This window comes from Pseudomonas sp. HP_01 (assembly GCF_055284355.1).
Genome location: NZ_JBTOPV010000006.1, coordinates 80,883 through 105,212, shown reverse-complemented (window position 1 = coordinate 105,212; position 24,330 = coordinate 80,883). Strand labels below are relative to the sequence as shown.

Here is a 24,330-nt window from a genome sequence, read left to right as displayed (position 1 = left end):
ATGATGAGCCGCACGGCGCCCTGCCTGCGGCTTGCTCCTCCCACGCGCACAAACCCGCGATCTGTCATCTGGCCGTCATCGGCCTGTCTTACTCTCCGGCCACCTCACCTCCTATAAAGATGCCGCACATGCTGCGCACCCTCGTTTACCTACTGCTGTCTTCAGTGCTCGCGGTGGCCACATCCGCGAACGCGGCTGCCCTGCCCGCGCCCACTGACGGCTCGCCGGCCTTGCGCATTCAGGGCTCGAATACGATTGGCGCACAGCTGGGGCCAGCCTTGGTCAGAGGCTTGCTGATGCAGCAAGGCGCACTGTCGATTCAGGAACAACCCGGCGCGCACCCCAACGAGCTGCGTATGACCGCCCAGGTGCCCTCGGGCCAGAACGTCAGCATCGACATCGCGGCCCACGGATCGAGCACCGGGTTCGTGGCTTTAAAGGAAGGCGTGGCGGATGTAGCGGCCTCCTCCCGCCCCATCAAAAAGACCGAAGCCACCGAACTGGCGGCCTTGGGTGACCTGCGCAGTCATGAGGCCGAGCAGGTCATCGCCATCGACGGCGTGGCAGTGATCCTTCACCCCGGCAACCCGCTGCGGGAGCTGAGCACGGTGCAACTGGCGAAGATCTTTTCCGGAGAGGTCCGCGACTGGGAGCAACTGGGCGGTACTGCCGGGACCATTCATTTATATGCGCGGGATCAGCAGTCCGGCACCTTCGACACCTTCAACGAGCTGGTGCTGGCCAAGTCCGGGAAAACCTTGTCAAAGGAGGCCAGGCGGTTCGAGTCCAGCGAAGAGCTGTCCGATCAGGTCAGCCAGGACCGCCAGGGCATCGGTTTTATCGGCCTGCCCTACGTCCGGCAGGCCAAGGCCGTGGCGATCATCGATGGAGATTCCAAACCGATGCTGCCCACGGTCAGTCTGATCGCCACCGAAGATTACCCGCTGTCACGCCGCCTGTATTTTTACCTCCCTCCCGAGTCGAGGCAGCGCTGGGCCAAGGCGCTGGTGCGATTCGCCCAGAGTCCACAGGGCCAGTCCATCGTGGCGCAGAACGGGTTCGTGGCGCAGACGGTTCAGGCGGTGAAAGTGCGGACGACGACGCAGATGCCACTGGCGTACCAGGATCTGGCCCGTGAGGCGGAGCGGCTGTCGGTGAATTTCCGTTTCGCCCAAGGCAGCGCGACCCTCGACACCAAGGCGATGGTCGATCTCAAGCGCGTGGTCGAGTACCTGAAGGCCCATGACAAACTGGATAAGAAGGTCACGCTGGTAGGATTTGGCGATGCCAAGAGCGACCCGGCGCGGGCGCAATTGCTGTCCAAACTGCGCGCCATGGCGGTACGCCGGGAATTGCTGAAACATCAGGTGGTACTGCGTGACGTGCGCGGGTTTGGCGACGAAATGCCCGTGGCGGCCAATGATGGCGATGAAGGCCGGATCAAAAACCGCCGGGTCGAGGTGTGGGTGGAATGAGGCGGTTCAGCCCTCCAGCAATGCACGGCTTACCGGCGACGTCGTGGTCGGTCACCGATGTTCGCTGCGCATCATTTCCTTCGGCACGTACTTGCCAATCTCGAACTTGCCAATCGCCGCGCGATGGACTTCGTCCGGCCCGTCGGCCAGGCGCAGGGTGCGCTGCATGGCGTACATGTAGGCCAGCGGGAAATCGCCGGACACTCCCGCGCCGCCGTGCATCTGGATCGCCCTGTCGATCACCCGCAGGGCGACGTTCGGCGCGACCACTTTGATCTGCGCGATCTCGCTTCTCGCCACCTTGTTGCCCACGGTGTCCATCATGTAAGCGGCCTTCAGGGTCAACAGGCGGGCCATGTCGATTTCCATGCGCGAGTCGGCAATCTTGTCGATGTTGCCGCCCAGTCGTGCCAAAGGCCGGCCAAACGCGGTGCGCTGCACGGAGCGTTTGCACATCAATTCCAGCGCGCGCTCCGCCATGCCGACCGAGCGCATGCAGTGGTGAATCCTGCCTGGGCCAAGGCGTCCCTGGGCAATCTCGAAGCCGCGTCCTTCACCCAACAGCACGTTTTCGTACGGCACGCGCACGTTCTCGAACAGCACTTCGGCATGACCGTGGGGCGCATCGTCGTAGCCGAACACCGGCAGCGGTCGTACGATTTTCACGCCGGCCGCGTCAGTCGGCACCAGAATCATCGAATGCTGCTGGTGACGGGGGCCGTCCGGGTTGCTCAGGCCCATGAAGACCATGATCTTGCAGCGCGGGTCACAGGCGCCGGAGGTCCACCATTTGCGGCCATTGATGACCCACTCATCGCCATCGCGCACCGCTGTCGCGGCCATGTTGGTGGCATCCGAAGAGGCGACATCGGGTTCGGTCATGGCGAAGGCCGAGCGAATCTCGCCGCGCAGCAAGGGTTCCAGCCACTGTTCCTTCTGCGCTTCACTGGCGTAGCGCACCAGCACTTCCATGTTGCCGGTGTCCGGCGCGGAACAGTTGAAGGGCTCCGGGCCCAGCAGCGAGCGACCCATGATTTCCGCCAGCGGCGCGTATTCGAGGTTCGACAGCCCTGCCCCGCGTTCGGATTCCGGGAGGAAGAGGTTCCACAGCCCCTCGGCCTTTGCCTTCGCCTTGAGCTCCTCCATGATCGCCGTCGGTTGCCAGCGGTCGCCTTCGGCCACCTGGCGCTCGAACACCGGCTCTGCCGGGTACACGTAGGTGTCCATGAAGGCAGTCACGCGCTCGCGCAGTTCCTGAACCTTGGGGGAGTAAGCGAAATCCATGGGCTGCTGCCTTCTGTGAGGTGTTATCAGGTCGTGATCCGATGCTAGAACAGCGCCCCCCATTTATCTAACCTATTCTCGGCGTGTATAAACATTCATAACCGATATATGATTCGGCGCATTCCAAACAACAAGAACTGCACGAGGCGCACAGCAATGAACCTGAGCAAGGTCGATCTCAATCTCTTTATTGTGTTTGACGCCATCTACACCGAAGCCAATCTGACCCGCGCCGGTCAGATCGTCGGCATCACCCAGCCTGCCGTGTCCAACGCCCTTGCACGCCTGCGCGAAACCTTCAACGATCCGCTGTTCGTGCGCACCGCTCAGGGCATGGTGCCCACGCCGATGGCGCAGAACATCATCGGCCCGGTGCGCAACGCCCTGTCGCTGCTGCGGGTGTCTGTGCAGGAGAGCAGGATTTTCAATCCGCTGCAGGCCAACAAGAATTACCGCATCAGCATGACCGACCTCACCGAAGCGGTGATTCTGCCGGCGCTGTTTCAGCGGTTGCGGCGTCTGGCGCCCACCGTGACCATCGAAAGCTTTCTGTCCAAGCGCCGGGAGACCACCAAGGAACTCGCGGCGGGCCGCCTGGATTTCGCCGTCGACGCGCCGCTCAATACTGATCCCCAGGTGCGCCACGTCAAGCTGATGGAAGACCGCTACGTGTGCGCCATGCGCCGCGGCCACCCGCTGGCAAACAAGGAGGCCATCAGCCTGGATGACTACCTCGGCGTTGCGCACATTCACATATCCAGTCGGCGCAGCGGCTTGGGCTATGTGGATCTCGCGCTGGGGAAAATGGGGATCCAGCGCAAGGTCGCGTTGCGTTCGCAGCATTACCTGATGGCCTCGCAAGTGCTGCAGCAGACCGACATGGTGATGACCGTTCCCGAGCGCTTCGCCCGCCGCAACGACCTGCATTTCGTGTACTTGCCGGTGAACGACGTGCCAACCGTGGAAACCCATCTTTACTGGCACGAAAGCACCGATCAGGACCCGGCGAACCGCTGGATGCGTGAGCAGATCATCGAACTTTGCCAGTTGGTGACGGCGCAGGAACGCAAGTTGGGCAAGACCCTTGAAGCAGCGGTGAAGTAGGTCTTGTGTTCCAGCCAGTACCTCGGGTGCATGCGGTCCTGCGATTTGATGCTCCATCCATCGCCATCGGTTGCACGCGGGCTTTTAGTGGGACCGGCTTTAGCCGGGAAGAGGCTGGTCTGAACACCATCAGTTTTGATGCGTGGCTGCAGACGCGGCTTTTGTAGGACCGGCTTCAGCCGGGATGAGGCCCCTGTGGACACCATCAATTGTGCGGTGTGGCTGCTGGCCCTTTCCCGGCTGAAGCCGGTCCTACATTCAAAACGCGGTCCTGCGATTGGCAAAAGCTGTCCAGTGCTTGATAACGCCACTTGACGTTAACGTAAAGCCCCACTTACGTTACGCCCAGGCCTTCCGTATCGAGCACTGCCATGACCGCCACCACGTACAGCATTTCCGACCTCGCCCGCGAGCTGGACATCACTACCCGGACCATCCGCTTCTACGAAGAGCAAGGCATGCTCACCCCCGAACGGCGCGGGCTGGAGCGTGTTTATTCGGCCCGTGACAAAGTCACCCTCAAGCTGATTCTGCGCGGCAAGCGCATCGGCTTCTCCCTCGCCGAGTGCCGCGATCTTATCGGTCTGTACGACCCCGCCGGCGGCAACCACAAGCAACTGAGCACCATGCTGGAGAAGATCGCCGAGCGTCGCGCCCAGCTGGATCAGCAGCTCCTGGACATCCAGCAGATGCAGCTGGAGCTCGACACAGCCGAAGAACGCTGCAAGGCAGCACTGGAAATATCCAGCTGATTCAGTCCCATAGAACAACAACCTAAAGCCAAATCTTTCAGGAACGATGCCGCTATGTCTCTCCCTCAACGTGTGCGTCTGGTCGAAGTCGGCCCCCGGGATGGCCTGCAGAACGAATCCCGCCCCGTCAGCGTCAGCGACAAACTGCAATTGGTGCATGACCTCGCCGACGCCGGCGTCAGCTACATCGAAGCGGGCAGTTTCGTTTCGCCGAAATGGGTGCCGCAGATGGCCGGCTCCGCTGAACTGTTCACCGGCATTCAGCGCAAGGACGGCGTGACCTACGCCGCGCTGGCGCCCAACCTGCGCGGGTTCGAGGACGCGCTGGCCGCCGGCGTGAAGGAAATCGCCGTGTTCGCTGCCGCCTCGGAGTCGTTCTCCCAGCGCAACATCAACTGCTCGATCAGCGAGAGCCTGGACCGGTTCCTGCCAATCATGGAAGCCGCACGCCTGCGCGGCATCAGCGTTCGCGGCTATGTGTCCTGCGTGCTGGGTTGCCCCTATGAAGGTGACATTGCGCCGAGGCAAGTGGCGGCAGTCGCCAACGAGCTGTATGCCATGGGCTGCTACGAGGTTTCCTTGGGCGACACCATCGGCACCGGCACGCCGGGCGCCACCCGCACCCTGTTCGACGTGGTGGCCGGGCAGATCCCGCGCGGCAAACTGGCCGGGCATTTCCACGACACCTATGGCCAGGCGCTGGCAAACATCTATGCCAGCCTGCTGGAAGGTATTCAGGTGTTCGACAGCTCCGTGGCTGGCCTCGGCGGATGCCCCTACGCCAAAGGCGCGACGGGCAACGTGGCCAGTGAGGACGTGGTTTACCTGCTGAACGGCCTCGGCATCGACACCGGCATCGACCTGGACAAACTGATCGCAGCCGGTCAGCGCATCAGCGACATCCTCGGTCGGGCAAACGGCTCACGGGTGGCGAAGGCACGTCTGTCGGCCTGATGTGCGACAAGTTGTCACACAGTGTTACCCTGCCCACCATCGCGTTAAGGGAAACGGGTAACACGGAAACACCTGGCGACAGATTCAGCCCTGAATCCACGCGGGTGAAACCCGCAAAGCCCCGGAATCCGGGAATTTTGAAAAGTTGGCATGGCTTCTGCTATCTCTTACGCACAACAAAAATAACAAATGCAATAACCCAATAAAAACAAGACGTATCGGCTCTGACATAACAAGAACAACACGGACAGAGACGCAGCTAACTGATTTTTTTGGAGTGGATCGCTCTACTTGAGGCCTTGGCCTCATGACCGGACTGAGAACAATAAAACTGCGTTCAGGCAGCTACCAGACCAGTCGGATCGAAAGATCGAAGCGGATCAGCGCTCAAAAAAATACGTTTGCTCTTGGCCCCGTTTGGGGGTCGCTCAAAAAAGCAAAAAAGGCTGGTCGCCAAAAACAACAACAGGCCACCTAACAATAAAAACGAGCATGCAATCGAACTTGAAGGGGAGCCCAGGCTCCCCTTCGTGCTATCCGGCATTTGTAAACCTCTCCCCCTTCCGTAACTCCCTGCCCTACGCGTTGTTCCCGTTGACATCACCACGACCGCAGGCTTACGTTAACGTAAAGGTGACACACATTTTTACCCCTGACAGCCCTCCAATAACAATACGGGATGCAGTCCATGAATTACCCCACGCTTAATTTCGGCCTCGGCGAAACCCTCGACATGCTGCGCGACCAGGTGCGCGCCTTCGTTGCTGCCGAGCTGGCTCCGCGCGCTGCACAGATCGACAAGGACAACCTCTTCCCCGCCGACATGTGGCGCAAGTTCGGCGACATGGGCCTGCTGGGCATTACCGTGGATGAGGAATATGGCGGCGCGGGCCTCGGCTACCTCGCCCACGTGATCGCCATGGAAGAGATCAGCCGGGGCTCTGCTTCTGCGGCGCTGTCCTACGGCGCCCATTCGAATCTCTGCGTCAACCAGATCAACCGCAACGGCACGGCCGAACAGAAGGCACGCTACCTGCCCAAACTGATCAGCGGCGAGCACGTGGGCGCCCTGGCCATGAGCGAACCCAATGCCGGTTCCGACGTGGTCTCGATGAAGCTGCGCGCCGACCGCCGCGGCGACCGCTTCGTCCTCAACGGCAGCAAGACCTGGATCACCAACGGGCCTGACGCCAATACTTACGTGATCTACGCCAAGACCGACCTGGAAAAAGGGGCCCACGGCATCAGCGCGTTCATCGTCGAGCGCGACTGGCACGGCTTCTCTCGCGGCAACAAGTTCGACAAGCTCGGCATGCGCGGCTCCAATACCTGCGAGCTGTTCTTCGATGACGTCGAAGTGCCGGAAGAAAACCTGCTCGGTGCGCTCAACGGTGGCGTGAAGGTGCTGATGAGCGGCCTGGATTACGAACGCGTCGTGCTCTCGGGCGGGCCGGTCGGGATCATGCAGGCGTGCATGGATGTGGTGCTGCCGTACATTCACGACCGCAAACAGTTCGGCCAGAGCATCGGCGAGTTCCAGCTGATCCAGGGCAAGGTTGCCGACATGTACACCCAGCTCAACGCCAGCCGTGCCTATCTGTATGCCGTGGCCCAGGCCTGCGAGCGCGGCGAGACCACGCGCAAGGACGCCGCCGGGGTGATCCTCTACACCGCCGAACGGGCGACCCAGTTCGGCCTGGACACCATCCAGATCCTTGGCGGCAACGGCTACATCAACGAATTCCCGGCCGGGCGACTGCTGCGGGACGCCAAGCTCTACGAGATCGGCGCCGGCACCAGCGAGATTCGCCGGATGCTGATCGGGCGCGAGCTGTTCAACGAAACCCGCTGACAGCGCCGGAGGCTCCATGACCACTCTGCACACCCTGATCAACCCGCGCTCGCCGGAATTCGCCACCAACAGCGAGGCCATGCGCAAGCAACTTGACGCGCTGCACGGCCTGCTCGACCACGTCCAGCGCGGTGGCGGTGCCAAGGCGCAGGAACGCCACACCTCCCGGGGCAAGCTGCTGCCGCGGGAGCGAATCAATCGCCTGCTGGACCTGGGTTCGCCTTTCCTCGAACTCAGCCAGCTCGCCGCCCATGACGTGTACGGTGAAGACGTCCCGGCCGCAGGGCTCATTGCGGGCATTGGCCGGGTCGAAGGCGTCGAATGCATGATCATCGCCAACGATGCGACGGTGAAAGGCGGCACCTACTACCCGCTCACCGTGAAAAAACACCTGCGCGCCCAGACCATCGCCCAGCAAAACCGCCTGCCGTGCATCTACCTGGTGGATTCCGGCGGCGCCAACCTGCCCCGTCAGGATGAAGTGTTCCCGGACCGCGAGCACTTCGGCAGGATCTTCTTCAATCAGGCCAACATGAGCGCCGAGGGCATTGCGCAGATCGCGGTGGTCATGGGCTCCTGCACCGCCGGCGGCGCCTACGTGCCGGCCATGGCCGACGAAACCATCATGGTCCGCGAACAAGCGACCATCTTTCTCGCCGGGCCGCCGTTGGTGAAAGCCGCCACGGGCGAATTGGTCAGCGCCGAAGACCTTGGCGGGGCCGATGTGCACTGCAGGGTTTCCGGGGTCGCCGATCACTACGCCGATAGCGATGATCACGCACTGGCGCTGGCACGGCGCTGCGTGGCCAACCTGAACTGGCGCAAGCTCGGCCAGTTGCAGACCCGCCCGCCCCAGGCGCCTTTGTATGGCGATGACGAGCTGTACGGCGTGATCCCGGCGGACGCCAAGCAGCCGTTCGATGTGCGCGAAGTCATCGCGCGGCTGGTGGACGGTTCGGTGTTCGATGAATTCAAGGCGCTGTTCGGCACCACGCTGGTGTGCGGCTTCGCCCATCTGCATGGCTACCCGATCGCTATCCTCGCCAACAACGGCATCCTCTTCGCCGAAGCCGCGCAAAAAGGCGCGCACTTCATCGAACTGGCCTGCCAGCGCGGCATTCCGCTGTTGTTCCTGCAAAACATCACCGGCTTCATGGTCGGCCAGAAGTACGAGGCCGGCGGCATCGCCAAGCACGGCGCCAAGCTGGTGACTGCCGTGGCCTGTGCGAACGTACCGAAATTCACGGTGATCATTGGCGGCAGCTTTGGCGCGGGCAACTACGGCATGTGTGGCCGCGCCTACGACCCGCGCTTTCTGTGGATGTGGCCCAACGCGCGCATTGGCGTCATGGGCGGCGAACAGGCCGCCGGCGTGCTGGTGCAGGTCAAGCGCGAACAGGCCGAACGCAGCGGCCAGACCTTCAGCGCCGAGGAAGAAGCCGCGTTGCGCCAGCCGATCCTCGATCAGTACGAGCATCAGGGCCACCCCTGGTATTCCAGCGCCCGATTGTGGGACGACGGTGTCATCGACCCCGCCCAGACCCGCGACATTCTCGGCCTGGCCATCAGCGCCTCGCTCAACGCCGCCATCGAACCGACCCGCTTCGGCGTGTTCCGGATGTGACCCGAGAGAATCGCCCCATGAATGATTTCGCCACCCTCGACATCGTCCTCGACCCTCGTGGGTTCGCCACGCTCTGGCTCAATCGGCCGGAGAAAAACAACGCCTTCAACGCGCAGATGATTCGCGAGCTGATCATTGCTCTGGATCAGCTGCAGAAGGACGACAGCCTTCGCTTTCTGCTGTTGCGCGGACGCGGCCGACACTTCAGCGCCGGTGCCGACCTGGCCTGGATGCAGGAGTCGGCCAACCTCGACTACAACACCAACCTGGGCGACGCCCGCGAGCTGGGCGAGTTGATGTACAACCTCGCCAAGTTCAAGGCGCCGACCTTGGCCGTGGTGCAAGGCGCGGCCTATGGCGGCGCACTGGGCCTGATCAGTTGCTGCGACATGGCCATCGGCGCTGAAGACGCGCAGTTCTGTCTGTCGGAAGTGAAGATCGGCCTCGCCCCGGCAGTGATCAGCCCGTTCGTGGTGCAAGCCATCGGCGAACGTCACGCGCGACGCTATGCGTTGACCGCTGAACGTTTCGACGGCAACCGGGCGCGGGAAATCGGCCTGCTGGCCGAGTGTTACCCGGCCGCCGAGCTGGAGCAGCACCTGGAACACTGGATCGCCAACCTGCTGCTCAACAGCCCCCAGGCCATGCGCGTCAGCAAAGACCTGCTGCGCGAAGTCGCCGACGGTGAGCTGACCCCTGCCCTGCGCCGCTATTGCGAGAACGCCATTGCCCGCATCCGCGTCAGCGCCGAAGGCCAGGAAGGTCTGCGCGCGTTTCTGCAGAAGCGCGAACCTGCCTGGCGCGGCGAGCCCGGAACGCTATCTCAAACACTACAAGCCCTGCGTGCCCCACAAGGAGAGTCGCACTGATGAGCGTTCCGCACACACCACCGCTGAATTCGGTGCTGATTGCCAACCGCGGCGAAATCGCTTGCCGGGTCATGCGCACGGCCAAGGCCATGGGTCTGACCACCGTCGCCGTGCACAGCGCCACCGACAGCAACGCGCGGCACGTCCGCGAGGCCGACATCGCAGTGAATCTCGGGGGCAGCAAGGCCAGCGAAAGCTATCTGCAAATCGACAAGCTGATAGAGGCTGCCAAGGCCAGTGGCGCCCAGGCCATTCACCCCGGTTACGGTTTTCTCTCGGAAAACGCAGGCTTTGCCCGCGCGGTGGAACAGGCCGGCCTGATTTTCCTCGGCCCGCCCGCCTCGGCCATTGACGCCATGGGCAGCAAATCGGCCGCCAAATCGCTGATGGAAACCGCTGGCGTGCCGTTGGTGCCCGGCTATCACGGTGATGCCCAGGACGCCGCGACCTTCCGCGAAGCGTCCGCCCGTATCGGCTACCCGGTGCTACTCAAGGCCACCGCCGGCGGTGGCGGCAAGGGCATGAAGGTGGTCGAGCGCGACGAGGACCTGGCCGAAGCACTGGCGTCGGCGCAACGTGAGGCTCAGTCGTCGTTCGGCGATTCGCGCATGCTTGTCGAAAAGTACGTGCTCAAGCCGCGCCATGTGGAGATTCAGGTGTTTGCCGACCAGCACGGCCACTGCTTGTACCTCAACGAGCGCGACTGCTCGATTCAGCGCCGTCACCAGAAGGTCGTCGAAGAAGCCCCGGCGCCGGGCCTGACCCCACAGATGCGTCAGGCCATGGGCGAAGCGGCCGTGCGTGCGGCCCAGGCGATCGGCTACGTCGGCGCGGGGACGGTGGAGTTTCTGCTGGACGCGCGAGGCGAGTTCTTTTTCATGGAAATGAACACGCGCTTGCAGGTCGAGCACCCGGTGACCGAGGCAATTACCGGGCTGGACCTGGTGGCCTGGCAGATTCGCGTGGCCCAGGGCGAGCCGCTGCCGATCACCCAAGCCGAAGTGCCGCTGAACGGCCATGCGATTGAGGTGCGGCTGTATGCGGAAGATCCGGCCAACGACTTTCTGCCCGCCACCGGGACGCTGGCGCTGTATCGCGAATCGTCTGCGGGGCCGGGACGCCGCGTTGACAGCGGCGTCGCGGAAGGTGACGAAGTTTCGCCGTTCTACGACCCGATGCTCGGCAAACTGATCGCCTGGGGCCAGACCCGTGAAGAAGCGCGCTTGCGGCTGCTGGCGATGCTGGATGAATTTGCCATCGGCGGTTTGCGCACCAACCTCGCGTTCTTGCGTCGCATCATCGCCCACCCGGCCTTCGCCGACGCCGAGCTGGACACAGGTTTTATCCCTCGCTATCAGGATGAACTGCTGCCAGCGGCCGAGGGTTTGACGGCGGACTTCTGGCAGTTGGCGGCCCAGGCTTACCTGAGCACTGCACCGGTGACGGCCAGAACGGACGATGCCCATTCGCCCTGGTCGACCCGCTCTGGCCTGCGCCTCGGCGGCCCTTGCGAAGTGACGTTGCGCCTGGCGTGTGGCGCAGAGTCTCGAAGCATTGTGCTGCCGAGTGACTCCCGGCAGGGCGTTCGGCTGAACGGCGAGCATTTGCTGATCGAACAGGACGGCGTGCGCCGGCAGACGATTGCGATCCGTCGGGCCGACACTTTGTACCTGCGCTGGCAGGGCGACGTGCACGCGGTCCGCGCGGTTGACCCGATTGCTGAGGTGGATTCGAGCCACGGCCATCAAGGCGGCCTCACCGCCCCCATGAACGGCAGCATCGTTCGAGTGTTGGTCAGCGTGGGCGAACAGGTGCAAGTCGGCACACCGCTGGTGGTGCTGGAAGCCATGAAAATGGAACACAGCATCCGCGCGAACACCGCCGGCACCGTTGCAGCGCTGTATTGCGCCGAAGGCGAGATGGTCAAGGAAGGGGTGGTGCTGGTGGAGCTGGAAGCTATGGTACAGGCCGAATGATCGACTGCTGGCTGGCTGCAATCTAATGTGGGACCGGCTTTAGCCGGGAAGACGTCGGTCATGACACCGCTAGATTGAGGGTGTTAACACGGGCCTCTTCCCGGCTGAAGCCGGTCCCACTAGAAGCATCTCGTGCAGTCAGTGAGATCGGAGTGAACTCGACGTGTGGGACCGGCTTTAGCCGGGAAAGCGTCAGTGGTCACACCGCAAACCTAGGGGTGTTAACACGGGCCTCTTCCCGGCTGAAGCCGGTCCTACCAAGATATCGCGTGCAGCCAGTGAAATGAGGAGGCCTGAACGACCTCCTCCTGGTTTTTACGCCGCTACTTCATACAACTTCAGCACTTCCACCTCGCCACTGACCAGACTCTGGCGCATCCGCGCCGCCTGCAGTGCCGCCGCTTTCATCGCGCTTTCCTTGACGTGACCATAACCGCGAATGCGTTCCGGTAGCCGCGCCAGGTTCAAGACGGTATGCCGGTTGCTGGCACTCAGGTGGCCGAGGATCAACTCGATGTCGCCCACGTAAGCGTCGATCAACTCGCGTTCCTGCCGACGCTCGACGCTGCGGCCGAACGGGTCGAGCACCGTGCCGCGCAGGAATTTGAATCGCGCCAGGACATCAAACGCCTTCAGCATCCACGGCCCGAAACTGCGTTTGCGCGGCACTCCACTCTTCGGATCACGCTTGGCCAGCCAGGACGGTGCCAGGTGAAACTCGATGCGGTAATCGCCTTCGAACTGCGCTTCCAACTGACGGGTGAAGTCGCCATTGCTGTACAGCCGCGCCACTTCGTACTCGTCCTTGTAGGCCAGGAGCTTGAAGTAGTTGAACGCCACCGCCTCGGTCAACGCCGGTGGCTGGCCCGGGAACAGCCGCGCTTCGGCATCCCGCACACGATTCACCAGCGTCAGGTAACGCTCGCTCAACGCGCCATTCTGATAGGCGATCAAGCCGTGGACGTTGCGCGTGACGCGCTCTTCCAGGGTCAGGTGTTCAGGGTCCGGCGTGGGCTGGCTCTGCGGATTGGCCGCCGCTTGCACCGCCGGCAGGTCAAACGCCGCACGACGCCCCCACAGGAACGCCTGCTGATTCAGATTGACCGCCACCCCGTTAAGCTCGATGGCTTTTTCGATGGCCGCAGAAGTCAACGGAATCAGCCCCAACTGAAAGGCATAACCCAGCATGAAGAGGTTGCTGGCAATGCTGTCGCCCATCAGTTTGGTCGCCAGATCCGTCGCCTGCACAAAGTGGGTTTTTTCAGCGCCGACGGCTTCGCGGATGGTTTGCATCATCGCTTCGGCCGGGAACTCGGCGTCGGGATTGCGGGTGAATTCAGCGGTCGGCGTCTGCTGGCTGTTGATCACCGCATGGGTCTTCGCGCTGTTGAGCTTGGCGATGGCATCGGGGCCTGACGCCACCAACAGGTCACAACCCAGCAGCAGATGCGCCTCACCGGCGGCAATCCGCACGGCGAACAGATCTTCCTGCCGCGCGGCGATACGAATGTGACTGACCACTGGCCCAAACTTCTGCGCCAGACCGGCCTGGTCGAGCACGCTGCAGCCCTTGCCTTCCAGGTTGGCGGCGTAACCGAGCATTGCACCGACGGTGGTCACGCCCGTGCCGCCCACACCCGGCAGCAGAATGTTGTACGGCTGGGCGAGGCTCGGCAGCGTCGGCTGCGGCAGTTCAGCGAACGCCTGGGCCTGCTTGGGCAACTGCGGCTTGCGCAGCTTGCCGCCATGCACGGTCACGAAACTCGGGCAGAAGCCCTCGACGCAACTGAAGTCCTTGTTGCACGCGCTCTGGTCGATCTCGCGCTTGCGCCCTTCAGGGGTTTCTTTCGGCAGCACCGACAGGCAACCCGACTTGACGCCGCAATCGCCGCAGCCTTCGCACACGGCCGGGTTGATGATGGCGCGCTTGTCCAGATCAACCATCGTGCCGCGCTTGCGGCGACGGCGTTTTTCAGTGGCGCAGGTCTGGTCGTAGATGATCACCGACACGCCTTTGAACTCACGCAGCTCGCGCTGCACGGCGTCAAGGTCGCTGCGGTGGTGGAAGGTGGTGATCGGCGCAAACTGCTCGCGGCTCGGGTATTTCTCCGGCTCATCGGAGACCAGCGCAATGCGCTGAACGCCTTCGTTGAACACCTGCCGGCTGAGCTGATCGACGCGCAGGACGCCGTCGATGGGCTGGCCGCCCGTCATGGCGACGGCGTCGTTGTAGAGAATCTTGTAGGTGATGTTGACCTTGGAGGCGACCGCCGCCCGAAGCGCCAGGTGCCCGGAGTGGAAGTACGTGCCGTCGCCGAGGTTCTGGAACACGTGGGGCGTTTCGGTGAAAGGCGCCTGGCCAATCCAGGTCACGCCTTCGCCGCCCATTTGGGTGAAGGTCTCGGTTTCCCGGTCCATCCAGATGGTCATGTAATGACAGCCGATGCCGGCCAGGGCGCGACTGCCTTCCGGTACGCGGGTCGAGGTGTTGTGCGGGCAGCCCGAGCAGAAATGCGGTGTGCGCAGGGTGCTGAACAACGGCGCAGCAAGGGCTTTTTCCTTGTCGGCCAGAAACTGCAGGCGTGCCTCGATTTTCGGACTGCTGTAGATCGGCGCAAGGCGTTTGGCGATGACCCGGGCGATCATCGCCGGCGTCAGTTCAGCCAGATTGGGCAACAGCGAACGGCCCTCTTCATCGAATTCACCGACGACGCGAGGGCGCTGATCCACCGGCCAGTTGTACAGCTGACCGGTGAGCTGATCCTCGATCACGCTGCGTTTTTCCTCAACCACGAGGATTTCGTCCAATCCCTCAGCAAAGCCATGCACCGACACCGGCTCCAGCGGCCAGCTCATGCCGACCTTGAGCACACGAATGCCCACCGAAGCGCACAGGTCTTCGTCGATGCCCAGCTCTTCCAGGGCCTGACGCACGTCGAGGTACGACTTGCCGGTGGTGATGATGCCCAGGCGCGGCTGTGGCGAATCGATCACCACTTTGTTGAGATTGTTGGCCCGGGCGAATGCGCGGGCGGCGTAGATTTTGTAGGTATTAAGCCGGGCTTCCTGAGCCAGGGGCGGATCGGGCCAGCGAATGTGCAGGCCGCCTTCGGGAATCTGGAAGTCTTCCGGGATATGCGTCTGGATGCGCAGCGGATCGACCTCGACCACGGCCGAGGAATCGACGTTTTCGGCGATGGTTTTCATTGCCACCCAGCACCCGCTGTAGCGCGAAAGCTCCCAGCCGATGATGCCGTAATCGAGGATTTCCTGGACGTTGCTCGGATTTAGTACCGGGATCATCGAAGCGATGAAGGCGTGCTCGCTCTGGTGCGCGATGGTCGAAGATTTGCAGCCATGGTCGTCGCCAGCGAGGATCAGTACGCCGCCATTTTCGGCGACGCCGGCGGAGTTGCCGTGCTTGAACACGTCGCCGCAGCGGTCAACGCCCGGACCCTTGCCGTACCAGAGGGCGAAGACGCCGTCGTATTTGCCGTGGGGGAACAGGTTGACTTGCTGACTGCCCCAGACCGCCGTCGCGGCGAGCTCTTCGTTGACGCCGGGCTGGAAATGAATGGCGTTCTGCTGGAGATAATCCTTGGCGTCCCAGAGGCTCTTGTCGAGATTCCCCAATGGCGAGCCGCGATAGCCCGAGATGAACCCGGCTGTGTTGAGCCCGCGGGCTTCGTCGCGCTGCTTCTGCAGCATCGGCAGGCGGGTCAGCGCCTGGGTTCCGGTCAGGTACAGATTGCCGGTTGCGAGTCGGTACTTATCGTCCAGACGAATATCAGCCAGGGACATTCAGGCACTCCTTTGTTTTTATTAGTGCGTTTTGAATGCGGCGCCAGCGGCGTTTGCAGCCTTGCCGGCGCCTCGCCGTCAGGACGGTTCAGCCCGACGGTCACAGACAAAATACTGCCTGCCCGGCACAGGCTTTTTCTTCCTAAATCGGCGCGAATCTGCTCATATCGTGCATGGCCGTTCCCGTTCAAGAATAAAAAAGGGTCAATTCATGCAGGTCAAGCTCAGCCCCATCGATCGCAAGATCCTTCGTCTGTTGCAGCACGACGCCGATCTCTCCGCCGCCGAGATCGCCGAGCGCGTCGAACTCTCGCAATCGCCCTGCTGGCGGCGCATCAATCGTCTGGAAGAAGAAGGCGTTATCGAGCGCAAGGTCGCCCTGCTCAACCCGGCCAAGCTAGGGCTGACCATGACCGTGTTCGTCGACGTCAAGCTGTCCGGACACGGGCGCAAGTACCTGACGGAGTTCGAGGAAGCGATCACCGGATTTCGCGAAGTCCTGGAGTGCTACACCATGGCCGGCGACATGGATTTCCTGCTCAAGGTGGTGGTGCAGGACATCGCCAGCTACGAGCGTTTTCTGCGCGACCACCTGCTGCAAAGCCCCCATGTGCAGGAGGCGCATTCGAATATCGCGATGAGTGTGGTGAAGCGCACGACAGAATTGCCGATTGACTAGGCTGCCGATGGGTGGCTCAGAGGCGAAGACAAAATCCGCCCACGGGCAAAACTCTTTTCACAGGGGCGCGAAAAAAGGATTGACTCTCAAATGGGAATGATTATTATTGAGCGCAACCGGTCGCGAGACTGGTTGGTAACCCAGAAGCCTTAGGTCGGCTTCCGGATTATCTCCTCATCAGGCTAATCACGGTTTTTGACCCGGCTTATAGCCGGGTCTTTTTTTTTATGCCCTTTTCGGGTCTGGGTTCGGTCGGGTGCTGCGTCTTCAGGCTAATGAAGAGGATTCGACAGTGATCTGTCTTTCGATGGCGCGCATCATAGCAAATGGAGCGAGCGATGGGCCGATGCTGCTGTCAAAAACTGACACATTCAGTAAAAGATTCCGAATTCACGACGTTGTTTTCCGCGACCGCCGCTATTCAAACAGTGAGCAAGACGCAATGACGCAGCTCCTCGACTCGTTGATAACCAACTCTCCCGTGTCGCCCGCCCTGGGCGCGAGCGCCGAAACCGACCTGTACCGACGCCGTCTGCAGCGGCTGCCGCGCAGAGTTCTGCAGGTCTTTCTGCTGAGCCGCCTCGACGATTTTTCCTACACCGATATCGCCCAGTTGCTTGACGTGGACGCTGCCACCGTCGAGCGCTGCATGACCGCAGCGCTTGAACGTTGCGTCAGCGAATCCGCCGAACATGACCCTGCCCGAGCCATTTTGCTTCAGGCCCTGCGCTGGTACGTGCACCTGCAAAGCCCCCAGGCCACCGCCAGTCAGCGCATCGAGTTCCGTCACTGGCTCGACGCCGATCCCCGGCACCTGGCGGCGTTTCAGAACAGCGAGCAGTTCTGGCGCACGTTGCAGGGTCCGGCCGAAATTCTGGGCGCCAGCGGCTGGCATCGACGCAAACCCCGTGTCTATTTCGGCTGGGTGCTGGTGACGATGCTGATGTGCGGCCTGCTGGTCACCGCCGAGGCTTACAGCTGAGTCCTCACCCTGACTCTTTGGCGAACTATTCTGTCGCTGTCGTTCAACCTGATGCGTGTAAAGTAATTGTCATAACAGCCCAGTGGGGCGATCAGGCCCGGCCTGGATTGCCTCCCGATGGCCTCGTAATGGCAGATCATGCAATCAGGACGCTCCCGTGACTCAAACCGCCCTTAATATCTCCGCCGATTTCGACAGCGGCAACATCGTCGTTCTGGATGCCAGCAACCCGAAAGCGGTGCAACTGGCGATTCGCCCCGACACCCGCAGCGCGCATTTCCAGTGGTTCCACTTCAAGGTCGACGGCCTGCAGATCGGCGAGACCCACGGCTTCAGCCTGACCAACGCGGGCCAGTCGAGCTACAACCGTGCCTGGACCGGCTACAACGCAGTAGCCTCCTACGATCAGAAAACCTGGTTCCGCGTGCCGAGCCAGTTCGATGGCAAGGCGTTGAACTTCGAGCTGACGGCAAGCGAATCCCAGGTGTGGTTCGCCTACTTCGAACCCTACAGCCGCGAGCGCCACGACTGGCTGGTGGATGAGGCGCTGAACAAGGCCGGCACCGAGCTGCTGGCCACCGGCAAGAGCGTCGAGGGCCGGGACATTCCGCTGCTGCGCAAGGGCGACGGCGCTGCGGGCAAACGCAACATCTGGATCATCGCGCAACAGCACCCCGGCGAGCACATGGCCGAGTGGTTCATGGAAGGCGTCATTGAACGGCTTCAGGAAGACGACCCCGAGCTGCAGGCCTTGCTGGCCTCGGCAGACCTGTATCTGGTGCCGCACATGAACCCGGACGGCTCGTTTCACGGCCATCTGCGCACCAACGCTCAAGGCAAGGACCTCAACCGTGCCTGGCAGGACACGACACCCGAGCTCAGCCCGGAAGTGTTCTTCGTCAAAGAGCAGATGGAAAAATACGGCGTGGACATGTTCCTCGACGTCCACGGCGATGAGGAAATCCCCTACGTCTTCACCGCCGCCTGCGAAGGCAATCCCGGGTACACCGACAAGCAGGCGCAACTGGAAGCGGATTTCCGCGCGCGGCTGAGCGGCTTGACCCGGGACTTTCAAAGCAAATACGGCTATCCGCTGTCGGCGCCGGGCCAGGCCAACATGAACCTGGCGTGCAACAGCGTCGGTGAGCGTTACAAGTGTCTGTCGCTGACCCTGGAAATGCCGTTCAAGGACAACGATGACGCCCCCGATGTCGTCACCGGCTGGTCGGGCCAGCGCTCGAAACAGCTGGCCCGCGATGTGCTGACCACCCTGGGGCAGATGGTTTCCGTCTTGCGCTGAATCGCAGCCTGATTCGGATACGCTGACCGGAGCCCGGAAACAACATCGCCAGCGGGGTTAAGCCCACTGGCGATGTCGTCTGCCTTATTCACAGCAGGCAATCACTGCAAGATCAACCCCGCGATTTCCCCCGCAGCATGCTGTCCAGCACTTCATCCCTCCTCACCCAGCCGTGAAACAGCGCGGCGGCCAGATGCGCCAGAATCGTCAGGAAGAACAGGTACGCCAGGTAGGCGTGGGCCTTGCGCAGCAGCGCGAAGGTGTCCGGGTTCGCCGTGACGATGGAGGGCAGCCGCACTGAGCTGCCGAGCATGACCGGATCTCCGGCGGCGGAAATCATCGCCCAGCCAATCAGCGGCATCGCCAGCATCAACCCATACAGCACGTAATGGGACAGCTTGGCGGCGAGCGCCTGAACGGCGGGCAAGTCGGCCGGTAGCGGCGGCGTTCGAGTGGTGACACGCACGATGATCCTGACGATGACCAGCAGCAGAATCGCAATGCCCAAGGGCTTGTGCAGGTTCAGCAGCCACTCGTGCCGCTCCGACACCGAGGCCACCATGCCGGCGCCGATGAACAGCATGGCGATGACCATCAGCGCCATCAGCCAGTGCAGCAGGCGCGCCAACGGGGCGAAATGCTTGACGGGCGTACTCATGGCTGTTTCTCCTGGGCGGGCTCGGCTTTCAACTGATCCACTTCACTGGTGCGGCGCCTATAAGACGCGGCATAGGCGGCTGACCGTGCGGCGAGCAACGGGTCATCCGAGCCCTCGATGCCACTGGGCAGGATCAGCGGATCGTAATTGATGTCGCGGCAGTCGCCATTCAGTTGCGGGCTGTCGGCGTTGATCACCAGCGTCCCGGCATCCACGGTCTTGTGTTCACCGGACCAGGCTTTGGATGCGTCGTTGGTCGGGTCCTGGGGGTTGGCCAGGGTCAGAATCAACTTCCAGCGCTGGGGACCGCTGGCCAGTCTTTCGGTGAGGTCCTTGTCCAGATAGTCCTTGGCGTCGGGCGCAGGTGCGGCATCGCTCGCTTCCGGCACCAGACTCCAGCGCACGGGTTGACGCTTGCCGTTGGCATCCACCAGCACGAACGCGTTGACGCTGTTGTAGGTCTCGGTGACGAAACTGGCCGAAGGCTTGGCCGTTTTGACCCAGGCCAGAAACGGCTGGGCTTCCGGGTGCGCGGCAAAGAACGCCGGGGGTTTCGCAGGGTCGGGCTTGCCGGTCTTGGGGTCAGGCCCGGTCGCGATTTGCAGATCAATGAAGGCCTCGGGCGTGCCGACCGGAAACACCGGCATGCTGTTCATGCCCGTGCGCCATTGCTGACCGTTGGGCTGGGTGAACTGGACGGCAAAACTGCGCAGGGGCGCGGCGCTGTCGGGGGAATACGGATTGCCGGTGGGCACAGCCAGACGACCGATCACCGGTGTGCGGCCGCTGGCGAAGACTTCGGCTTTGGACAAACTGGCAGCAGCACCGTTGCTCTCGAAGTAGCCGGCGACGCAGATGCCTTTGGGGTGATTACGGCGATAGCCGGGATGCACACCGTTGTTGCGTTCGAACACGTCAACCACCCGGGCAGGCGTCAGCCGCTGTGGGTCGAGGCTGCCATTGACGTAGGCGAAGGCGCCAGCGGCGACCAGTACGACCAGGCCAATGCCGGCCAGGCGCACCATTTTTTCGGAATTACTGAGCGGGGGTTTACGGGGATACGGTGGCTCGCGGTCAATCATCGATAACACTCCGGGCTTCTAGCCTCTGGGAACAGCAACGTGCTTGGCACGTTTGTGTATAGCCGGATGCTTGAGGTTTGTCAGGTTCAGGGCGGGGAGCGGTGAGCCGCCGGAGCACGGCCAGAATCTGCGGCTGATCACACTGGGCCCTTCCCGGCTGAAGCCGGTCCCACTAAAAGCATCGTGCGCGGCCAATGGTTCTGGCAGTGTCCCAATGTCAGGAACGGCGCGCCCTTGGTGGAACCGGCTTTAGCCGGGAAAGCGGCGGACGGCGCGCTGCAAAACTGAGGCTATACCGCTATCAGCCGTTCAGCTTCGACGGCTCGCTCTGCAGCAACACCTTGGCGTGAATGCCGGCCAGCGTGTCTTTCAGGGTCGACGTGCCACGGCCCTGCTTCGCCTCTTTGTCCTGTTGCAAGGCCTGCTGCAGTACGCTGAGGAAACTCTGGGTCCTGGAGGTGGACACCGGCGTGTGGGTGTCTTTTTCCAGGCGACCCATCACGTACTTGGCAATGCGCGTCGACTGGCTGGCGGACTGGCTCAGCGTCGCATCGACCAGTTCGCCTTTTTTATAGCCGATGCTGGCTTTGCTGCTCGCCTGGTCGCTGATCTGGTAATACAGGTAATTCTGCGTGGTGGGGTCGGTGCTCAACGCCAGCTTCTGCCCGCCTGGCAGCGGTTTGTGATAGCTGGCAGTCAGCTGGGATTGCTGATCCTGGACAATAGTCCGGTTCATCTGGTCGCGGCCTTTGGACTGGGTCGTCTGCGACAGGGTGTAGGCGAAGCTGTCCAGCTCGCCTGGGCGGCCCGGATTGCCCTCCACGCTCTTCTCGCTGACCGATGCGCTGAAGTCGCCGAGGCCGGTCAACAGGCCGTGATCGGTGTCCGTCAGTTCGATCGAGCTCACCGTCTGCGCCGCCGTGGAGACGCGGGTGTCCGGGTAGTTGGAGTGCAGCGTTTTGAACGCGTCCTCGAACATCGACAGCAACTGTGCGTCGCCGTCGCCACGCTTGCGCGCCGCCTCGATCTGGCTGACATAGCCGTCCAGCGCTTTCGCCTGCTGAGCACTGTCACCCCGAATGGCCGCGTTTTTCAGGTCCACCGAAAGGTCGAGATTACCCAGCGCGCCACTCATGCGCACCGAACGCTGGTCGGCGTCGGCGTGCAGTTCAAGGGTCTGGGCGCTGCCGTCTTCGAGTTTAAAACTGCTTTTCAAATCAACGGAAGCGAAGGCCTTGGCGTAGAAATGGGTCAGGGCGTCGAGTTTCAGGGTCGGCGGTTTGGAGGTCAGGCCGTCGATGGCTGACTGAAAACCGTCCGCCATGGCATTCAGCGCGTTGAGCTCGTCGTCGCTGAGGTCGCCGCCGCTCACTTGGGCCTGCACCGCCAGGCCGTCGTCCTGACTCGAGAGGCTCAGCTCGATGGTTTTGCCGCTGGCGGTTTTCAGGGTCAGGCTGATGCTGTTGGCCGGATTGCTGTGCAGGCGGTCCTGGGCGGCAGCGAGCTCTGCAGGCTCCAATGCTTTGCCGGTCGTCGAGCGCAGCACCGATTGGGAAATATTCTGGCCGGTCTGGGCCAACTGACTGAGCAGCGTCGCGCCCAGGCCCTGGAAGCGACCCGCTGTGGAGGAGGTGCCGAAATTACCCATCATCGCCAGGGAGACTTTGTCCTGGCGGGTGTACTCCCAGGCGGGCGGTACGCTGGCGTCAGGCATCAGCCCACGGACGTTGTAGATCAACGGGGCGCTGACCTTGTCGTCCTGGCCGAGCATCACGACGGACGACGGCGTGGCGGTGGTGATGCCAGCAGCGGCATTGTCATTGAGCGCGACGGTGGCCGCCGGTTTGATCACCGGCATCAACTGCGCGGCTGAGCTGACCGAAGAAATCGCTGACATGGCACTTCCCTGTTCAAGTGAGTAATAGACTTCCTGAACAGGGTGTCGGCGGACGCCTTTGTAACTTGAGCGATACAAACCCGAGGCATTCGGGCTACCAAGGGATAAAAATCAATCGCCTTTGGTGACGCTGTTGAACGCAGCATGGGTTAAAAGCGACAAGGACAAGGCGTGCCATTTCACTATTTTGTTTCCGCTGGTGGGATCTGCGCCGTAACTCGGCCACAATACGCCCCGATCCCAGGCTCCAGGGCTTTATGCCTTTCGGTTCGCCGCATAACCCGACACCCCCAGGACTGAGCAATGCCCCAAGAGCGAATCGCTGCACTTCGGCTTCCCAAACCCATTCAAGGTGCGATCGACGATCTGGTGCGTGCGTTGAACGCCGCCACCACCAAGGAGGACCTCGAACGGGAGGCCGCCATGGAGATCAGTTTCATTCTTAGCCTGGAGACGAGCAGACGTCTGCGCCCGGCCGATGTTGAAACCCTGTACATGATCTTCGACGACGCCGTGCAAGAACGGCTCAGCCAATTGGCCAACTGATCCTGACCCGACTGCTCGCCGACTCCCTCACTCGAACCTCACGCGGGTGCTCCGTCATACCGTCGGCGCGCCGCTGTAAAACCTTCCGCCTGCTCGACCACCCAGGTCCATAACGGGATCATCTGCACCAGCAAGCCCATGCCCAGCTCCGTCAGTGCATATTCCACCCGCAGCGGTTTCTCGCCGAAGTCATGGCGACTGATCAGCCCGTCGCGCTCCAGCTGGCGCAGGGTGTGGGTGAGCATGCGCTGGGTGACGCCGTGCAGCTGGCGACGCAGCTCGGCGTGGCGCAACGGGCTGGTCACGCCCAGCGCATGCACCACACCCAGTGACCATCGGTTGCCGGAGTGGCCGAGAATATCGCGCTTGAGGCCGTCTTCATCGTCGCTGAGTGCCCGACAGGCGCTCTGCGAACGCCGCACGATTTCCTGCGCATCCAGCCCGCTCGGTATCACCGCTGTGCCTACTTTTTGCCCGCTGATGTCCATGACAAGATCCCCAGCCTCACGTTAAGTGCGTCAAACAGGGGTTCACCATGCAGGCTGATATTTCAAACGTCAAACAACACATTCTGGTCCTTGGCGCCGGCGAACTGGGGCTCGCGGTGCTGCGCGGCCTCGGGGCCCGGTCTGCCGAATCGGCGGGCGTGAGCGTGCTGTTGCGTCAGGCCAGCGTCGAAAATGGCTGCCCGGAAAAGCAAAAGGAAATAGCTGCGATCAAGTCCCTGGGTGTGGCCATTGAGGTGGCGGACATCGCCGTGGCGTCGGTGGCGGAACTTGCTGCGGTACTCAGCCGCTACGACACGGTGATCAGTTGCGTGGGCTTTGGCGCCGGCCGAGGTACCCAGCGCAAGCTGACGCAGGCCGCCCTCGCCTCAGGTGTCAAACGCTACATTCCCTGGCAGTTCGGCGTCGACTACGACGTGATCGGGCGTGGCAGCCCCCAGGACCTGTTCGACGAGCAACTGGATGTGCGCGACCTGCTGCGCACTCAGTCCCGAACCGAATGGCTGATCATTTCCACCGGCATGTTCACCAGCTTCCTGTTCGATCCGGCGTTCGGAGTCGTTGATCTGCCTGGCGGCCGGGTCAATGCACTGGGCAGCCTGGACACGGCGGTCACGGTGACAACGCCGGAAGACATCGGCAACCTCACCGCCGCCATCGTGCTTCACCGCCCGCATTTCATCAATCAAGTGGTGTATACCGCTGGCGATACCCTCACCTACGGCGACCTGGCTGACCTGCTTGAGCGCGTCACCGGACGGACATTCGAGCGCCGAGCCTCCAGCGTGCAGCAGTTACGGGCGGCCCTTGAGGAAATGCCCGACGACAACCTGCGCAAGTACCGGGCGGTGTTCGCCCTGGGGCAAGGCGTGGCGTGGAACGTGGCGCAGACCTTCAATGGCCAGCAGGCTATCGCGGTCACTGATGCCGAGGGTTGGGCACGCGCGCACCTGCCGCGAAGTTAATCTGTGCACACAGGCAGGATTTTT

General features: G+C 62.2%; 19 protein-coding genes. 13 read left to right on the top strand and 6 right to left on the bottom strand.

Annotated elements, in window-relative coordinates:
* Positions 1 to 128: 128 nt before the first annotated feature.
* Positions 129 to 1,475 (top strand): substrate-binding domain-containing protein, encoded by a 1,347-nt coding sequence (locus ACYAR8_RS05875; RefSeq protein WP_463579342.1) that lies wholly within the window; start codon positions 129 to 131, stop codon positions 1,473 to 1,475.
* Between the two features lie 51 nt (positions 1,476 to 1,526).
* Here ACYAR8_RS05875 and ACYAR8_RS05870 read toward each other — a convergent pair whose 3' ends face one another.
* Positions 1,527 to 2,759 carry an acyl-CoA dehydrogenase gene (locus ACYAR8_RS05870; RefSeq protein WP_074883255.1) on the bottom strand — a complete coding sequence of 411 codons (1,233 nt, stop codon included), beginning with the start codon at positions 2,757 to 2,759 and terminating at the stop codon, positions 1,527 to 1,529.
* A 156-nt stretch (positions 2,760 to 2,915) separates the two neighbouring features.
* On the opposite strand from ACYAR8_RS05870, the gene ACYAR8_RS05865 reads away from it, so the two are divergent.
* The 7 genes from ACYAR8_RS05865 to ACYAR8_RS05835 all read left to right on the top strand — a co-directional run bounded on the left by ACYAR8_RS05865 (position 2,916) and on the right by ACYAR8_RS05835 (position 11,890).
* Positions 2,916 to 3,863: a LysR family transcriptional regulator gene (locus ACYAR8_RS05865; protein ID WP_074883252.1), complete on the top strand. Its 948-nt coding sequence runs from the start codon at positions 2,916 to 2,918 to the stop codon at positions 3,861 to 3,863.
* A 371-nt stretch (positions 3,864 to 4,234) separates the two neighbouring features.
* Complete coding sequence (locus tag ACYAR8_RS05860; protein ID WP_108119323.1) at positions 4,235 to 4,615, top strand: MerR family transcriptional regulator; 381 nt, start codon at positions 4,235 to 4,237, stop codon at positions 4,613 to 4,615.
* A gap of 54 nt (positions 4,616 to 4,669) precedes the next feature.
* Positions 4,670 to 5,569 carry a hydroxymethylglutaryl-CoA lyase gene (locus tag ACYAR8_RS05855; RefSeq protein ID WP_463579341.1) on the top strand — a complete coding sequence of 300 codons (900 nt, stop codon included), beginning with the start codon at positions 4,670 to 4,672 and terminating at the stop codon, positions 5,567 to 5,569.
* A 688-nt stretch (positions 5,570 to 6,257) separates the two neighbouring features.
* Complete coding sequence (locus tag ACYAR8_RS05850) at positions 6,258 to 7,421, top strand: isovaleryl-CoA dehydrogenase (protein ID WP_463579340.1); 1,164 nt, start codon at positions 6,258 to 6,260, stop codon at positions 7,419 to 7,421.
* A gap of 16 nt (positions 7,422 to 7,437) precedes the next feature.
* The gene (locus ACYAR8_RS05845) at positions 7,438 to 9,045 is read left to right on the top strand and encodes a carboxyl transferase domain-containing protein (RefSeq protein ID WP_463579339.1); all 1,608 of its coding nucleotides are present in this window, start codon (positions 7,438 to 7,440) and stop codon (positions 9,043 to 9,045) included.
* Positions 9,046 to 9,062: 17 nt separating this feature from the next.
* Positions 9,063 to 9,914 (top strand): gamma-carboxygeranoyl-CoA hydratase, encoded by an 852-nt coding sequence (locus ACYAR8_RS05840; protein WP_463579338.1) that lies wholly within the window; start codon positions 9,063 to 9,065, stop codon positions 9,912 to 9,914.
* Positions 9,914 to 11,890: an acetyl/propionyl/methylcrotonyl-CoA carboxylase subunit alpha gene (locus ACYAR8_RS05835; RefSeq protein ID WP_463579337.1), complete on the top strand. Its 1,977-nt coding sequence runs from the start codon at positions 9,914 to 9,916 to the stop codon at positions 11,888 to 11,890. The genes ACYAR8_RS05840 and ACYAR8_RS05835 overlap by 1 nt, the downstream gene beginning before the upstream one ends.
* Positions 11,891 to 12,205: 315 nt before the next feature.
* Here the strand turns inward: ACYAR8_RS05835 and ACYAR8_RS05830 are convergent, their stop codons facing one another.
* Positions 12,206 to 15,691, bottom strand: coding sequence for an indolepyruvate ferredoxin oxidoreductase family protein (locus tag ACYAR8_RS05830; protein ID WP_463579336.1), 3,486 nt, complete (start codon positions 15,689 to 15,691; stop codon positions 12,206 to 12,208).
* A 211-nt stretch (positions 15,692 to 15,902) separates the two neighbouring features.
* Between ACYAR8_RS05830 and ACYAR8_RS05825 the strand changes: the two genes are divergently transcribed.
* From ACYAR8_RS05825 to ACYAR8_RS05815, 3 genes are all read left to right on the top strand, one after another.
* A complete protein-coding gene (locus ACYAR8_RS05825) occupies positions 15,903 to 16,370 on the top strand; it encodes an Lrp/AsnC family transcriptional regulator (RefSeq protein WP_074883228.1) in 468 nt (155 codons plus the stop codon).
* Positions 16,371 to 16,812: 442 nt separating this feature from the next.
* Positions 16,813 to 17,352 carry a DUF4880 domain-containing protein gene (locus ACYAR8_RS05820; protein ID WP_463579335.1) on the top strand — a complete coding sequence of 180 codons (540 nt, stop codon included), beginning with the start codon at positions 16,813 to 16,815 and terminating at the stop codon, positions 17,350 to 17,352.
* Positions 17,353 to 17,509: 157 nt separating this feature from the next.
* Positions 17,510 to 18,652 (top strand): M14 family metallopeptidase, encoded by a 1,143-nt coding sequence (locus ACYAR8_RS05815; protein WP_463579334.1) that lies wholly within the window; start codon positions 17,510 to 17,512, stop codon positions 18,650 to 18,652.
* A 112-nt stretch (positions 18,653 to 18,764) separates the two neighbouring features.
* Here ACYAR8_RS05815 and ACYAR8_RS05810 read toward each other — a convergent pair whose 3' ends face one another.
* The 3 genes from ACYAR8_RS05810 to ACYAR8_RS05800 form a co-directional block, all read right to left on the bottom strand.
* Positions 18,765 to 19,310, bottom strand: coding sequence for a cytochrome b (locus ACYAR8_RS05810; protein WP_463579333.1), 546 nt, complete (start codon positions 19,308 to 19,310; stop codon positions 18,765 to 18,767).
* Positions 19,307 to 20,392 (bottom strand): catalase family peroxidase, encoded by a 1,086-nt coding sequence (locus tag ACYAR8_RS05805; RefSeq protein WP_463579332.1) that lies wholly within the window; start codon positions 20,390 to 20,392, stop codon positions 19,307 to 19,309. Before ACYAR8_RS05805 ends, ACYAR8_RS05810 begins: the two co-directional genes overlap by 4 nt.
* 301 nt (positions 20,393 to 20,693) lie before the next feature.
* The gene (locus ACYAR8_RS05800) at positions 20,694 to 22,289 is read right to left on the bottom strand and encodes a lactate dehydrogenase (protein WP_463579331.1); all 1,596 of its coding nucleotides are present in this window, start codon (positions 22,287 to 22,289) and stop codon (positions 20,694 to 20,696) included.
* 303 nt (positions 22,290 to 22,592) lie between these two features.
* On the opposite strand from ACYAR8_RS05800, the gene ACYAR8_RS05795 reads away from it, so the two are divergent.
* Entirely contained in the window at positions 22,593 to 22,835 is a 243-nt protein-coding gene (locus ACYAR8_RS05795; RefSeq protein WP_074883214.1) for a hypothetical protein, read from the top strand.
* A 38-nt stretch (positions 22,836 to 22,873) separates the two neighbouring features.
* Here the strand turns inward: ACYAR8_RS05795 and ACYAR8_RS05790 are convergent, their stop codons facing one another.
* Entirely contained in the window at positions 22,874 to 23,323 is a 450-nt protein-coding gene (locus ACYAR8_RS05790; RefSeq protein WP_463579330.1) for a winged helix-turn-helix transcriptional regulator, read from the bottom strand.
* Positions 23,324 to 23,370: 47 nt separating this feature from the next.
* On the opposite strand from ACYAR8_RS05790, the gene ACYAR8_RS05785 reads away from it, so the two are divergent.
* Entirely contained in the window at positions 23,371 to 24,306 is a 936-nt protein-coding gene (locus tag ACYAR8_RS05785; protein WP_463579329.1) for an aromatic alcohol reductase, read from the top strand.
* The last annotated feature ends 24 nt before the right edge of the window (positions 24,307 to 24,330 follow it).